Source organism: Streptomyces sp. NPDC056503 (assembly GCF_042794995.1).
Classification (GTDB): Bacteria; Actinomycetota; Actinomycetes; order Streptomycetales; family Streptomycetaceae; genus Streptomyces.
In genome coordinates, this window is the sequence record NZ_JBHTST010000074.1 from 1 (window position 1) to 13,552 (window position 13,552).

A 13,552-nucleotide genomic window follows, 5' to 3' on the forward strand; every position below is an offset into this window, starting at 1 on the left:
CGACCCACACACCGCACCTGCTCGGCTCTGCCTGGGTCGACGGCAGACGGGATGGGAGTCCCTCACCCTCACACCCCACCGGCCGGCACCCGCGTGTGGCCCCCTCCCCTCCCGGAGCCTGAGCGCCCCCGCCGGAGGCATCGCCTTGAGCCGCACTCGCCTACCGCCTCGGCCGCATCGTGGTTCGTCACCCATCAACCCGAGCTGTCAGGCGTGCGGCCGGCGGCCGGGCCGGAGCGGGGCGGAGACAGGAGCGCAGGCCCGGGCGATGGGCCGCGCGCGCCGCGCTGTGCGCGGCGGGTGCCTTGACGAGGTGGAGAAACCTGTAACAGGTCCCCCCGGAACAGGCGCTCTTGTGGGCAAAGTCGGCAGGTGCTGCCATAGGCGTGGGGATCTGTCTGCAGGGGGGCGACGGATGAGTGGTCTCACGGTGAAGTCGTGGAAGCGGCACGGCAGGGATCGGCTGTACGTGAATCTCCCGAACGGGACTGCGGTCGCCTGGGCGGATCGCGCGACCGGAACCGTGACGATCAAGGTGAAGCAGTATCAGGCGGAAGCACTGACCCTGCTTCGAGCGCACCTTGGCGACGGGCTCACCGTCGACACGCCTGGTCCGGCTCCCTCGGCTTCGTCTGCCAGCCGTCCACACCAGACACCGCCCCCTCCAAGCCGTGCGGCGAGGCCGGCACCCCTCCCGCCTCTCACCCCCAGCGAAGATCTCGCCAGCAATCCTCCGGGTGCTCGGCTCATCGGGCTGATGGCTGAGCGGGGGCTGTCCACTGCGCATCGACTCCGCTGGAAACTGCTGCGCCAGTCGTCGGAATGGGACAGCTTCTACACCGGGCTTGAAGGGGAGCAGAAGGTGGGGCGGGAGCTTGCCCGGTTATCCCGTTTCGGCTGGCACGTGCTGCACGGGATCCAGAAGAGCAACGGTGGCGACATCGATCATCTGCTGATCGGGCCGGGCGGAGTCTTCGCGATCAACACCAAGACGCATCGCGGCGCTGCCGTCTGGGTGGGGGACACCATGGTCAAGGTCAACGGGGGTCCGCCTCGCCCGTACGCTGCCGCGAGCAAGATCGAGGCGGACTTCGTTCGGCGATCCCTTCAGCGGTACTGCGACTTCGACGTGCCAGTCGAACCCGTGCTGGTCTTCGTGGGTGCGGATTCCCTGCATCGGGCGGACCCTCAGAGCGCGGTCCGCGTCTACCAGGAGCGTGAGATAGCCACACTGGGGCCACTCGCCGGGAACCTCACCGCCCAACAGGCCGAGGCCGTGTACGCGGTGGCTCGTCACCGCCGGGTCTGGCTGAGGGGTTGATCCTGCTCGTCACGGAGAAGGCGAGTGGTGAACCCGGCTTCGCGCAGACGCTCATACGCCTTGGTCGCTTCTGCCGGTACCGGCTGGCTGATCATGGACCCCTGCTCCGGATAGACGAGGAGCCGCTGTAGGGCGCCTACCAGAATGTCGATCACCAAGCGGGGGTCGCCGATCGAGCCGATGTAGTCCTGGAGCGTCATCGGGCTCGAAGCGCTCGCGATTTCGACCTCGGACCACAGTTTCTTGGCGGTGGCGTAAGCCCGGCGCTCCTCGTACGGCTTGCTGATCAGCAGGACCGAGGTCACCTCGACGCCGGCCTCAGGAACCGGCCCACGGAGGGCGTCTGACGGGTGCCGATCCCGCCCCAACTCGTGAGCGTCTTCCGGGAGCACGCCGAGACCTTCGGCACTCCGCGCCATGGCCCCTGGACCTGTCCGGGGGCCTTCTGCGTTTCCCCTCCCCGCCTAGAACGGGGCAGTCCACCCTGCTGGCCAGTTCGTCGCGTATCGAGGATGGGGGTACATGTCCGAGCCGTTGTGCACGCACCACTGACGGCCCAGCCACTCGCACTCGGGAATGGATCCCTCCCAGTCGTCGGTGCAGCGGTCCGCCCACTCGCGGCCCACGAGAACAGGCCGGGTCAGGACCCCGCCGTCGGTGTCCTGGACGCGCAGGACCATGCCGACGTCGTTGATCCCCGGGTTGCCCCGCGGGCCGTACGACACGTGGTGAGTGCCCGAGGAATGAAGGTCCAGGACTGCCTCCTGGAGTACGGCAGGCACGCGACCGGTCAGCTCCAGCCCGTCCAGAGTCACGCGCGGTCCGTGGACGGCGTCGGCAGCCACGCAGAAGAGCCGGCCGGTGCCCTCGAAGTACGCGTAGACAGCGGGCACCGCGGGATGGAAGCCGAGCTGGAGGCCGTAGATCTCCGGGCACGAGGGCTCGGCGGAGAAACGGCTCAACTCGACGGCTTCCGGAAGGGCGGTCCTGACCTCGTCGGCGGACATGCCGAAGCGCAGCGGACCGACGCTCTCCAGCGGGGTCAGCACCCACCCCGGTCGAACCGGCTCCGTCGCGGTCTCCCCGGCTCCCGAACCCATCCGCTGCTTCCCCTCGTTCGCCAGCCCGACCCCCGGCCCTGACCTGCTCCAACACCCCACGGCCCAGGCCGCGAATAGGCCGCGACCCCTGTCATATGGCCGCCCACCCCGGCGCACGCCTGCACATACAACAAGACCCCGCGTTCAGCGTTTCCGCTGATCACGGGGTCTGTGTGGCACTTCTCGCGAAGTGCCCCCGGCAGGATTCGAACCTGCGCACACGGCTCCGGAGGCCGTTGCTCTATCCCCTGAGCTACGGGGGCTTTGTCGCGCTCGGTGGCGACGGGTAGAACCCTACCAGCTGTCGCGGGGTGCCTGTGAACAGGTATTTCCGGGGCGTCACCGTGGGGGTGTTCGCTCGCACGGGTCGGAAGTGGGCAAAACCCGGACGCAGCCCCTCGGGGCGGCCTACTCTCGTTCACGTGTCAGGCGTGTCCGGGCGGGTGCTCGTTGTCGACGACAACAAGGTCATCCGGCAGTTGATCAGGGTCAATCTCGAACTCGAGGGGTTCGAGGTCGTGACCGCGGCCGATGGTGCCGAGTGTCTGGATGTGGTGCATCGCGTGCGGCCCGACGTCGTCACCCTCGACGTCGTCATGCCGCGGCTCGACGGGATCAAGACCGCCCAGCGGCTCCGGGAGGATCCGCGGACCCGGCATCTGCCCGTGGCGATCATCAGCGCCTGCGGGGAGGGCGAGGGGGCTCCGGCGGCGGACGCGTTCCTCGCGAAGCCCTTCGAGCCGGCGGAGCTCGTACGGGTCGTCCGGCAGCTGCTGCACCGTGAGCCTCGGCAGCGGCGCCAGGCCGGTGGGCCCGACGCGGGAGAGGAGCCGTCCGCAGGGGACGGCTGCCCGGGCAGACCGGCCGCCGGGAGCTTCTGCCCCGGGCGCTGAGCGGCGACTCCGGTCCCCTCCTTACCTCTCCTCTTCTCTCCTTCCCTCTTCTTTCCTTGCCTTGCGGCGCCGGTCCCCTCCTTCCTTGCGGCTGCCGGGTCCTCTTCCTTTCGGGTTTCCCCGTGCTCCTCCGCGCTCTTCCCGGGGTTTCCGCGCGTCGTCCCCGGGCCGCTCCGACCTGGGCTTTCCCTTTCGGTGTCGGGGCGGGTGCCCGTATGGCGAAACCGGTTCGCGTTCCGACCCCCCTCCTCCCCTAGGCTGGGACCGTGACCCCCGCGGACCTCTCCCTCACCGTGCAGCACGCCGTGCGCCGTGCGGTCGACGACGGTGCGCTGCGGGTCGATGTCCTCCCGCGCGTGAAGGTCGAGAAGGCCCGGCCGGGAGGGGTGGGGGAGTACGCCAGCAACGTGGCCCTCTCGCTGGCCAGGCCCGCCGGGAGGCCCGCGCTCGACGTCGCTTCCGTGTTGAAGGAGCGGCTCGTCGGCGCCGACGGGATTCTCGCCGTGGACATCACCGGGCCCGGGTTCCTCAACTTCACCCTGCGTCCGGACGGCGGTGCCGAGCTCGTGGCGGCCGTGCGCGCCGCCGGGCTCGCGTACGGGAGGGGCGACGCCCTCGCCGGTGAGGTCGTCCGCTTCGAGCCGCCGGCCGAGGCCCGCGCGCGTGTGGTCGTCGAATGCCTGGTCGGGCTGGTGCGCGGGCAGGGGGGCGACGCCGGCGTCGCGGACGGTGGCGAGCGGCCGCACGTCCACCCCGGCGCGTACGAGACCGAGCGGCTGGGGACCGACGCCGCCCGGTGGCGGCTGCTGCGGGCCGCGCCCCACGACCGTCCCCTCGACGGGCCCCCGCTCCTCGTACGGCACGAGCGCAACGCGCTCTTCCGCGTCCAGTACGCCCACTCCCGCGCCCGGCGGCTCCTCGTCAACGGAGCACACCTCGGGGTCCTTCCCTCCTACGAGGGCGAGGGCCAGGCCGAGGGTGAGGGCCAGGCCGAGGCCGGGCACGCGCTCGCCGGGCTGCTCCGCGACCATCCCGGAGTGCTCCTCTCCGCCGCCCGCCACCGCGGCCCCGACCGGGTCGCGCGGCACCTCGAAGCCGTCGCCGACGCGCTGCTCGGCTTCCAGCACACCGTTCTGCCGCTCGGCGACGAGAAACCCTCGGCCGCCCACCGCTCCCGGCTCGCGCTCGCCGAAGCCGCCGGGACGGTGCTCGCCGGTGGCCTCTCCGTGCTCGGCATCAGCGCACCCGACCGGATCTGAAAGAGCTGACCAGACATGAGCCGTTCCGCCCACCCCGCAGGCCCCCGCCACGCCGACGTGCTCCCCGAGGGCCACTACACCGCCCCGCCCGCCGACCTGAACACGCTCGACCCCAAGGTGTGGGCGCGGACCGTGGCGCGGGACGAGCAGGGGGTCGCGACCATCGGCGGGCTGCGCGTCACCGACCTCGCCGAGGAGTTCGGGACCCCCGCGTACTTCCTCGACGAGACGGACTTCCGCGCCCGCTGCCGCGCCTGGGCCGAGGCCTTCGGCGCCGACGCCGACGTCTTCTACGCCGGCAAGGCCTTCCTCTCCCGCGCCGTCGTCCGCTGGCTGCACGAGGAGGGGCTCAACCTCGACGTCTGCTCCGGCGGCGAGCTCGCCACCGCGCTGTCGGCCGGGATGCCCGCCGAGCGGATCGCCTTCCACGGCAACAACAAGAGCGAGGACGAGATCCGGCGGGCCGTCGAGGTCGGCGTCGGACGGATCGTGCTCGACTCCTTCCAGGAGATCGTCCGGGTCGCCCACGTCGCCCAGTCCCTCGGCAAGCGGCAGCGCGTGCAGATCCGCGTCACCGTCGGCGTCGAGGCGCACACCCACGAGTTCATCGCCACCGCCCACGAGGACCAGAAGTTCGGCATCGCGCTCGCCGGCGGCCAGGCCGCCGAGGCCGTGCGCCGGGCGCTGAAGCTCGACGGTCTGGAGCTCATCGGCATCCACTCGCACATCGGCTCGCAGATCTTCGACATGGCCGGCTTCGAGGTGTCCGCGCGGCGCGTCGTCCAGCTCCTCGCCGAGGTGCGCGACGAGCACGGCGTCGAGCTGCCCGAGATCGACCTCGGCGGCGGCCTCGGCATCGCGTACACCTCGGACGACGACCCGCGCGAGCCGCACGAGATCGCCAAGGCGCTCGGCGAGATCGTGACGCGCGAGTGCGAGGCCGCGGGGCTGCACACCCCCCGGATCTCCGTGGAACCGGGGCGCGCCATCGTCGGGCCGACCGCCTTCACCCTCTACCGGGTCGGCACGATCAAGCCGCTCGACGGGCTGCGCACGTACGTGAGCGTGGACGGCGGCATGTCGGACAACATCCGCACCGCCCTGTACGACGCCGAGTACAGCGTCAGCCTGGTCTCCCGCGTCAGCGAGGCCGAGCCGATGCTCTCCCGGGTCGTCGGCAAGCACTGCGAGAGCGGCGACATCGTCGTTCGCGACGCCTTCCTCCCCGCCGACCTGGCCCCCGGCGACCTGATCGCCGTGCCCGCCACCGGCGCCTACTGCCGCTCCATGGCGAGCAACTACAACCACGCCCTCCGGCCGCCCGTGGTGGCGGTCCGGGACGGTGAAGCAAGGGTCATCGTCCGGCGCGAGACGGAGGAAGATCTCCTGCGTCTCGACGTCGGCTGATGAAATAGTCGGGTGGTGGAATCGATGTCTCAGGATCCGGACGGAGGGCTGAATCCTCCGTCCGGTGAGTGAGACTTGTTCCCATCCCCCGCCAGAACCGTAGAGATACGAACCAGAAGTACGAGAAACGAGGTCGGATGATGCGTACGCGTCCGCTGAAGGTGGCGCTGCTGGGCTGTGGAGTTGTCGGCTCCGAGGTGGCGCGCATCATGACGACGCACGCCGACGACCTCGCCGCGCGCATCGGCGCGCCGGTCGAGCTCGCCGGCGTCGCCGTCCGCCGGCCCGACAAGGTCCGCGGCGGCATCGACCCCGCGCTGATCACGACCGACGCGACCGCCCTGGTCAAACGCGGGGACGTCGACGTCGTCGTCGAGGTCATCGGCGGGATCGAGCCGGCCCGCACCCTCATCACCACCGCCTTCGAGCACGGCGCCTCCGTGGTCTCCGCCAACAAGGCGCTGCTCGCCCAGGACGGCGCGACCCTGTACGCCGCCGCCGGGCAGCACGGGCAGGACCTGTACTACGAGGCCGCCGTCGCCGGCGCCATCCCGCTGATCCGCCCGCTGCGCGAGTCCCTCGCCGGCGACAAGATCAACCGTGTGATGGGCATCGTCAACGGCACCACGAACTTCATCCTCGACAAGATGGACTCGACCGGCGCGGGCTACCAGGAGGCCCTGGACGAGGCCACCGCCCTCGGTTACGCCGAGGCCGACCCGACCGCCGACGTCGAGGGCTTCGACGCCGCCGCCAAGGCCGCCATCCTCGCCGGGATCGCCTTCCACACGCGCGTGCGGCTCGACGACGTCTACCGCGAGGGCATGACCGAGGTCACCGCCGCCGACTTCGCCTCCGCCCGGCAGATGGGCTGCACCATCAAGCTGCTCGCCATCTGCGAGCGGGCCGCCGACGGCGAGTCCGTCACCGCGCGCGTGCACCCCGCGATGATCCCGCTGAGCCACCCGCTGGCCTCCGTCCGCGAGGCGTACAACGCGGTCTTCGTCGAGGCGGAGGCCGCCGGCCGGCTCATGTTCTACGGCCCCGGGGCGGGCGGCTCGCCGACCGCCTCGGCCGTCCTCGGCGACATCGTCGCCGTCTGCCGCAACCGTCTCAACGAGGCGACGGGCCCCGGCGAGTCCGCGTACACCCAGCTGCCCGTGAGCCCCATGGGCGAGGTGGTGACGCGGTACCACATCAGTCTCGACGTGGCCGACAAGCCGGGCGTCCTCGCCCAGGTCGCGACGGTCTTCGCCGAGCACGGCGTATCCATCGACACCGTGCGCCAGCACGGTCGACAGGACGGAGACGGCGAGGCCTCCCTCGTCGTCGTCACCCACCGCGCGCCCGACGCCGCCCTCTCCGGGACCGTCGAGGCACTGCGCAAGCTCGACACCGTGCGCGGTGTCGCCAGCATCATGCGTGTTGAAGGGGAGTAAGGACCCATGACCAACCAGGGCACCCACCAGTGGCGCGGCATCATCGAGGAGTACCGGGACCGCCTTCCGGTCACGGACACGACGCCGGTCGTCACGCTCCGTGAGGGCGGTACGCCGCTCGTCCCCGCTCAGGTCCTCTCCGAGCGCACGGGCTGCGAGGTGCACCTCAAGGTCGAGGGCGCCAACCCCACCGGCTCCTTCAAGGACCGGGGCATGACCATGGCCATCACCCGGGCCAAGGAGGAGGGCGCCAAGGCGGTCATCTGCGCCTCCACCGGCAACACCTCCGCCTCCGCCGCCGCGTACGCGGTGCGGGCCGGGATGGTCTCGGCGGTGCTGGTGCCCCAGGGCAAGATCGCGCTCGGCAAGATGGGCCAGGCCCTCGTGCACGGCGCGAAGATCCTCCAGGTGGACGGCAACTTCGACGACTGCCTGACGCTGGCCCGCTCGCTCTCCGAGAACTACCCGGTGGCGCTGGTCAATTCGGTCAACCCGGTCCGCATCGAGGGCCAGAAGACCGCCGCGTTCGAGATCGTGGACATGCTGGGCGACGCGCCCGACATCCACGTCCTCCCGGTGGGCAACGCGGGCAACATCACCGCGTACTGGAAGGGGTACCGCGAGTACGCCGAGGACGGCCTCGCCGCCCACCGCCCGCGCATGTGGGGCTTCCAGGCCTCCGGTTCGGCCCCGCTGGTGCGCGGCGAGGTCGTCAAGGACCCCTCGACCATCGCCACCGCGATCCGCATCGGCAACCCGGCCTCCTGGGAGTACGCGATCGCCGCGCGCGACGAGTCGGGCGGCTTCATCGACGAGGTGACGGACCGTGAGATCCTGCGCGCCTACCGCCTGTTGGCCGCGCAGGAGGGCGTCTTCGTGGAGCCCGCCTCGGCCGCCTCGGTCGCCGGTCTGCTGAAGGCCGCCGAGCAGGGCAAGGTCGACCCGGGCCAGCGGATCGTCTGCACCGTGACCGGAAACGGCCTGAAGGACCCCGACTGGGCCGTCGCCGGCGCCCCGCAGCCGGTCACCGTCCCGGTCGACGCCGCGACCGCCGCGCAGCGGCTCGGACTGGCCTGAAACAGGCCGAAGCACGCCGGTTCCTGATCGGACGAAACCCGATCAGGAACCTACATAGATGCACAGGTTGGCGCGCGACACGCATCGTGCGCCTCCCGTGCGCCCTATGTCGCCGCAGAACCTTCCTTCGATAGGCTGTACCGAACCCGCCACGACGCATATGCGTGGTGTCGTTGCCGTTGTCGCCTCCGCGCGACCGAAACGGCCGAAACGGTACTCCGGGTTCTCCAGCACTTCTCTTGAACACCACGTCGCCGCAGTCAAGGAGAGTCATCGAGCGATGGCCGGTCCCGCGTTCCGCGCCGCCGCCGTACGGGTGCGCGTCCCCGCCACCAGCGCCAACCTCGGCCCGGGCTTCGACGCCTTCGGCCTGTCGCTGGGCCTCTACGACGACGTCGTCGTCCGGGTCGCCGACTCCGGGCTGCACGTCGACATCGCCGGAGAGGGCGCCGAGACGCTCCCGCGCGACGAGCGGCACCTCCTCGTGCGCTCCCTGCGCACGGCCTTCGACCTGCTCGGCGGGCAGCCGCGCGGCCTCGAGGTCGTCTGCGCCAACCGCATCCCGCACGGCCGCGGCCTCGGCTCCTCCTCCGCCGCCATCTGCGCCGGCATCGTCGCCGCCCGCGCCGTGACCATAGGCGGGGACGCCAAGCTCGACGAGGCCGCCCTCCTGGAGCTGGCCACCGAGATCGAGGGTCACCCCGACAACGTCGCCGCCTGTCTGCTCGGCGGTTTCACCCTCGCGTGGACCGAGGCCGGCGCCGCGCGGGCGATCAGGATGGATCCCTCGGATTCCATCGTTCCGGTGGTTTTCGTCCCCGGGAAGCCGGTGCTGACCGAGACCGCCCGCGGTCTGCTGCCGCGCACCGTCCCGCACGTGGACGCCGCCGCCAACGCCGGGCGCGCCGCCCTCCTCGTCGAGGCCCTGACCCGTCGCCCCGAGCTCCTGCTCGCGGCCACCGAGGACCGGCTGCACCAGGAGTACCGGGCCCCCGCGATGCCGGAGAGCCTCGCGCTGGTGAACCGGCTGCGGGCCGACGGCGTGCCCGCCGTCATCTCCGGCGCGGGCCCCACGGTCCTCGCGCTGGCCGACGAGACGACGGCCGACAAGGTCGCTCTGCTCGCGGGCGAGGGCTGGGCCGCCAACCGGCTCGACCTCGACGCGCACGGGGCGAGCGTGCTGCCGCTGGCGCCCTGAGGCGCGGCGGCGGACGCCGTCCGCGACACCGGGCGGCGTCCTGGACACGCGATTGCCGGTGAGTGAGAGGGGGAATGTTTGTTGGAGCCGGTAGTGTTAATCTCAAGTCTGCACCCGACCTCTTTGTGGAGCGGTGCGGAGTGTCCCCTCAGGGACCACACATTCTTCCGGGAGCCTCCCCAACTGCCTGAGCAGCCTGCCTGAGCAGTTTCGAGCACGCTCCGGAACCGGCACGACACCCCTCGCTCATTCCATGCGAGGGCCGAGCAGGGGGCGCTCGGGCCGGACCCACAGCACGTTTCTCTCCTCTCGCCGTATCCCGGCGGGACCACCGCCCCGGACACGGTCCACCAACCAGGACCGCTGCCGGACAGCACAACCGGTCGCCGAGCCACAGGGCCGACGTCCGCTCCAGGGAAGGACCCTTCGTGAGCGACACCACCGATCTGATGGGCGTGACTGCCGACAGCACTGTCGACGCCGCCGCGCCCGCCGCAGGTGCTGCCAGCAGCGGCACCGCACGGCGCCGCCGCTCCGGCACCGGCCTCGAGGGCATGGTCCTGGCCGAGCTGCAGCAGGTCGCGTCCGGCCTCGGCATCAGGGGCACCGCGCGGATGCGCAAGAGCCAGCTGATCGAGGTCATCAAGGAGGCGCAGGCCGGTACCGGCTCCGCCGCCCCCGCCAAGGCCGAGGCCGCCGCCGAGACCAAGCCGAAGCGCCGCGCCACCTCCAAGGCCCGCACGGGCGAGTCCGCCGAGGCCGCCGAGCCGAAGGCGGAGAAGGCCGAGCAGGCCGCCGCCCAGCAGCAGATCGACATCCCGGGCCAGCCGTCGAAGTCGGCCGGCGCCGAGCAGGGCGACGAGCAGCCGGCCGGCGAGCGCCGCCGCCGCCGTGCCACCGCTCCCGCCGGTTCGCCGGAGGGTGCCGAGGGCGCGCAGGCCGTGAAGACCGAGGCCCGTACCGAGGTCAAGGGCGAGCAGCAGGGCGAGAAGGCCGAGGCCGCCGTGGACGGCGCCGAGGGCCGCACCCGCCGTGACCGCCGTGACCGTCGCGACCGCCAGCGCGAGCGCGGCAAGGGCGACGAGCAGCAGCAGGGCGGCGGCCAGCGCAAGGACCAGCAGCGCCAGGGCCAGGGCCAGCAGCAGGGCCAGGGCCAGGGGCAGAGCCAGCAGCAGGGTCAGGGCCAGGGCCCGCAGGGCGGTCTGCAGGACGACGACGACTTCGACGGTGGCCGTCGCGGCCGTCGCGGCCGCTACCGCGACCGCCGTGGCCGTCGCGGGCGCGACGAGTTCGTCGCCGGCGAGCCGCAGGTCTCCGACGACGACGTCCTGATCCCCGTCGCGGGCATCCTGGACATCCTCGACAACTACGCGTTCATCCGGACCTCCGGCTACCTGCCGGGTCCGAACGACGTGTACGTCTCCCTCGCCCAGGTCCGCAAGAGCGGTCTGCGCAAGGGCGACCACCTCACCGGCGCGGTCCGCCAGCCGAAGGAGGGCGAGCGCCGCGAGAAGTTCAACGCGCTGGTCCGCCTCGACTCGACCAACGGCATGGCGCCGGACTCCGGCCGCGGCCGCCCCGAGTTCAACAAGCTGACCCCGCTCTACCCCCAGGACAGGCTCCGTCTGGAGTCCGACCCGGGCGTGCTGACCACGCGGATCATCGACCTCGTGTCGCCGATCGGCAAGGGCCAGCGCGGTCTGATCGTGGCCCCGCCGAAGACCGGCAAGACCATGATCATGCAGGCGATCGCCAACGCGATCACCCACAACAACCCCGAGTGCCACCTGATGGTCGTCCTGGTCGACGAGCGTCCGGAAGAGGTCACCGACATGCAGCGGTCGGTGAAGGGCGAGGTCATCTCCTCGACCTTCGACCGCCCGGCCGAGGACCACACCACCGTCGCCGAGCTGGCCATCGAGCGCGCCAAGCGCCTCGTCGAGCTGGGTCACGACGTGGTCGTCCTGCTGGACTCCATCACCCGCCTGGGCCGCGCGTACAACCTCGCGGCGCCCGCCTCCGGCCGCATCCTGTCCGGTGGTGTCGACTCGACCGCGCTCTACCCGCCGAAGCGCTTCTTCGGTGCCGCGCGCAACATCGAGGACGGCGGCTCGCTGACCATCCTGGCCACCGCGCTGGTCGACACCGGCTCGCGCATGGACGAGGTGATCTTCGAGGAGTTCAAGGGCACCGGCAACATGGAGCTCAAGCTCGACCGGAAGCTCGCCGACAAGCGGATCTTCCCGGCCGTCGACGTCGACGCCTCGGGCACCCGCAAGGAGGAGATCCTCCTCGGCAGCGACGAGCTCGCCATCACCTGGAAGCTCCGCCGCGTCCTGCACGCGCTCGACCAGCAGCAGGCCATCGAGCTGCTCCTGGACAAGCTCAAGCAGACGAAGTCGAACGGCGAGTTCCTGCTGCAGATCCAGAAGACGACGCCGGGCGGCAACAACGACTGACGCCGTCGGTGACGCGGGGAGACCCGCGTCACACGGCGGGTGACGGCCTCGGAGCCGTGACCCGTTCGTGACCTGCGCGAACACCGTGCCCACCGCTCCCGGAGCGGTGGGCGCGGCGCGTTGTCGCCCCCTCCGGCGCCCGGCTCATCGAAACCTCACAGATCGCTATGCAACCCTTTCGGGTGCTTCGCCGTCACAAAAGGTGAACCATAGGCCCGAGGGAAGACGATGACCGAGCAGAACAGCAGCGGGCGCGCACGCGGAGGCGCCACCGGACGCCGCCGCAAACCGCCCGCCCACCGCCGCCGCCGGATCGGCATAGCCGTGTCCGGCGCCACCGCCGTGCTCGTCCTGGCCGGCGCCGGACTCGGCTACGTGTACCTCAAGCTCGACGGCAACATCCAGGGCGTCGACATCAACGCCCAGCTGGGCACCGACCGCCCCAAGAACGTCGACGACGGCTCGATGGACATCCTGGTCCTCGGCTCCGACTCCCGCTCCGGCGACAACGGCGCCTACGGCAAGGACGAGGGCGGCGCCCGCTCCGACACCGCGATGGTCGTCCACGTCTACGAGGGCCGCAAGAAGGCGAGCGTCGTCTCCATCCCGCGCGACACCCTCGTCGACCGCCCCGCCTGCGTCGACGGACAGGGCGCCGAGGCCGCCGGCGAGAGCCGCGCCATGTTCAACACCGCGTACGAGGTCGGCGGCCCCGCCTGCGCCGTCAAGACCGTCGAGGCCATGTCCGGCATCCGCATGGACCACTACATCGAGGTCGACTTCACCGGCTTCAAGAAGCTCATCGACACCCTCGGCGGCGTGGAGATCACCACCACCCGGGCCATCAAGGACTCCAAGAGCCACCTCGACCTGGAGCCCGGCACCCACACCCTCGACGGCGAACAGTCCCTCGGCCTCGTCCGCACCCGCAAGAGCGTCGGCGACGGCAGCGACCTCGGCCGCATCCAGCTCCAGCAGGCCTTCATGAAGGCCTTCATCGAGCAGCTCAAGGACGTCGGTGCCGGGACCAACCCCAAGAAGCTCCTCGACCTCGCGGACGCCGCCACCAAGGCCATCACCCCGGACTCCGAGCTCGACTCCGTCCAGGAGCTCATGGGCTTCGCCCAGGGCCTCACCGGCATCTCCGCCCAGAACGTCCACATGGTGACACTCCCCGTCCGGTACGACCCCCAGGACCCCAACCGGGTCGTCCCCGTCGAGGAGAAGGCCCAGCAGGTCTGGAAGGCCCTGAAGGCCGACGGGCCGATCCCCGCCGCCGCCACCGAGGACACCGCCACCGGCCAGGCCGACGGCGTCGTGCGATAGCCCCGGGAAGCGCCCCGGGGCCGCTCCGGGACCGCCCCGGAGTCGCCCCGGGAATACCGGCGGTCCCACCCCG

Annotated in this window: 10 protein-coding genes, 1 tRNA gene and 1 pseudogene; 9 read left to right on the forward strand and 3 right to left on the reverse strand. The window is 71.3% G+C overall.

The window, feature by feature from the left end; genetic code table 11:
* Positions 1-415: 415 nt before the first annotated feature.
* Positions 416-1,321, forward strand: coding sequence for a nuclease-related domain-containing protein (locus ACFQ8C_RS21910; RefSeq protein WP_383460057.1), 906 nt, complete (start codon positions 416-418; stop codon positions 1,319-1,321).
* Here the strand turns inward: ACFQ8C_RS21910 and ACFQ8C_RS21915 are convergent.
* The 3 genes and pseudogenes from ACFQ8C_RS21915 to ACFQ8C_RS21925 all read right to left on the reverse strand — a co-directional run.
* Positions 1,294-1,641 (reverse strand): annotated as a pseudogene (locus ACFQ8C_RS21915) (YdcF family protein); the annotation flags it as partial. The gene ACFQ8C_RS21910 and the pseudogene ACFQ8C_RS21915 sit on opposite strands and share 28 nt — an antisense overlap.
* A 144-nt stretch (positions 1,642-1,785) precedes the next feature.
* A complete protein-coding gene (locus ACFQ8C_RS21920; RefSeq protein ID WP_383460060.1) occupies positions 1,786-2,421 on the reverse strand; it encodes a hypothetical protein in 636 nt (211 codons plus the stop codon).
* A gap of 191 nt (positions 2,422-2,612) precedes the next feature.
* Positions 2,613-2,684, reverse strand: a tRNA-Arg gene (locus tag ACFQ8C_RS21925).
* 159 nt (positions 2,685-2,843) lie between these two features.
* On the opposite strand from ACFQ8C_RS21925, the gene ACFQ8C_RS21930 reads away from it, so the two are divergent.
* The 8 genes from ACFQ8C_RS21930 (at position 2,844) to ACFQ8C_RS21965 (ending at position 13,479) form a co-directional block, all read left to right on the forward strand.
* Positions 2,844-3,314: a response regulator gene (locus ACFQ8C_RS21930; RefSeq protein WP_383460063.1), complete on the forward strand. Its 471-nt coding sequence runs from the start codon at positions 2,844-2,846 to the stop codon at positions 3,312-3,314.
* A gap of 266 nt (positions 3,315-3,580) precedes the next feature.
* Positions 3,581-4,573, forward strand: coding sequence for an ArgS-related anticodon-binding protein NrtL (nrtL, locus tag ACFQ8C_RS21935; protein ID WP_383460066.1), 993 nt, complete (start codon positions 3,581-3,583; stop codon positions 4,571-4,573).
* 15 nt (positions 4,574-4,588) lie between these two features.
* Positions 4,589-5,980, forward strand: a complete 1,392-nt coding sequence (gene lysA, locus ACFQ8C_RS21940; RefSeq protein WP_383460068.1) for a diaminopimelate decarboxylase — start codon at positions 4,589-4,591, stop codon at positions 5,978-5,980.
* A gap of 140 nt (positions 5,981-6,120) precedes the next feature.
* The gene (locus ACFQ8C_RS21945) at positions 6,121-7,419 is read left to right on the forward strand and encodes a homoserine dehydrogenase (RefSeq protein WP_383460139.1); all 1,299 of its coding nucleotides are present in this window, start codon (positions 6,121-6,123) and stop codon (positions 7,417-7,419) included.
* 6 nt (positions 7,420-7,425) lie between these two features.
* Positions 7,426-8,496 (forward strand): threonine synthase, encoded by a 1,071-nt coding sequence (thrC, locus tag ACFQ8C_RS21950; protein ID WP_383460071.1) that lies wholly within the window; start codon positions 7,426-7,428, stop codon positions 8,494-8,496.
* 280 nt (positions 8,497-8,776) lie between these two features.
* The gene (thrB, locus tag ACFQ8C_RS21955) at positions 8,777-9,694 is read left to right on the forward strand and encodes a homoserine kinase (protein WP_383460073.1); all 918 of its coding nucleotides are present in this window, start codon (positions 8,777-8,779) and stop codon (positions 9,692-9,694) included.
* A gap of 428 nt (positions 9,695-10,122) precedes the next feature.
* Positions 10,123-12,153: a transcription termination factor Rho gene (gene rho, locus ACFQ8C_RS21960; protein ID WP_383460076.1), complete on the forward strand. Its 2,031-nt coding sequence runs from the start codon at positions 10,123-10,125 to the stop codon at positions 12,151-12,153.
* 228 nt (positions 12,154-12,381) lie between these two features.
* Positions 12,382-13,479, forward strand: a complete 1,098-nt coding sequence (locus ACFQ8C_RS21965; protein WP_383460079.1) for an LCP family protein — start codon at positions 12,382-12,384, stop codon at positions 13,477-13,479.
* The last annotated feature ends 73 nt before the right edge of the window (positions 13,480-13,552 follow it).

Excerpts from the sequence above, each read along its gene's own strand:
- ACFQ8C_RS21910 (WP_383460057.1), top strand. The coding sequence starts at position 416 with ATGAGTGGTCTCACGGTGAAGTCGTGGAAGCGGCACGGCAGGGATCGG.
- ACFQ8C_RS21920 (WP_383460060.1), bottom strand. The coding sequence starts at position 2,421 with ATGGGTTCGGGAGCCGGGGAGACCGCGACGGAGCCGGTTCGACCGGGG.
- thrB (WP_383460073.1), top strand. The coding sequence starts at position 8,777 with ATGGCCGGTCCCGCGTTCCGCGCCGCCGCCGTACGGGTGCGCGTCCCC.
- lysA (WP_383460068.1), top strand. The coding sequence starts at position 4,589 with ATGAGCCGTTCCGCCCACCCCGCAGGCCCCCGCCACGCCGACGTGCTC.
- ACFQ8C_RS21945 (WP_383460139.1), top strand. The coding sequence starts at position 6,121 with ATGCGTACGCGTCCGCTGAAGGTGGCGCTGCTGGGCTGTGGAGTTGTC.
- thrC (WP_383460071.1), top strand. The coding sequence starts at position 7,426 with ATGACCAACCAGGGCACCCACCAGTGGCGCGGCATCATCGAGGAGTAC.
- ACFQ8C_RS21965 (WP_383460079.1), top strand. The coding sequence starts at position 12,382 with ATGACCGAGCAGAACAGCAGCGGGCGCGCACGCGGAGGCGCCACCGGA.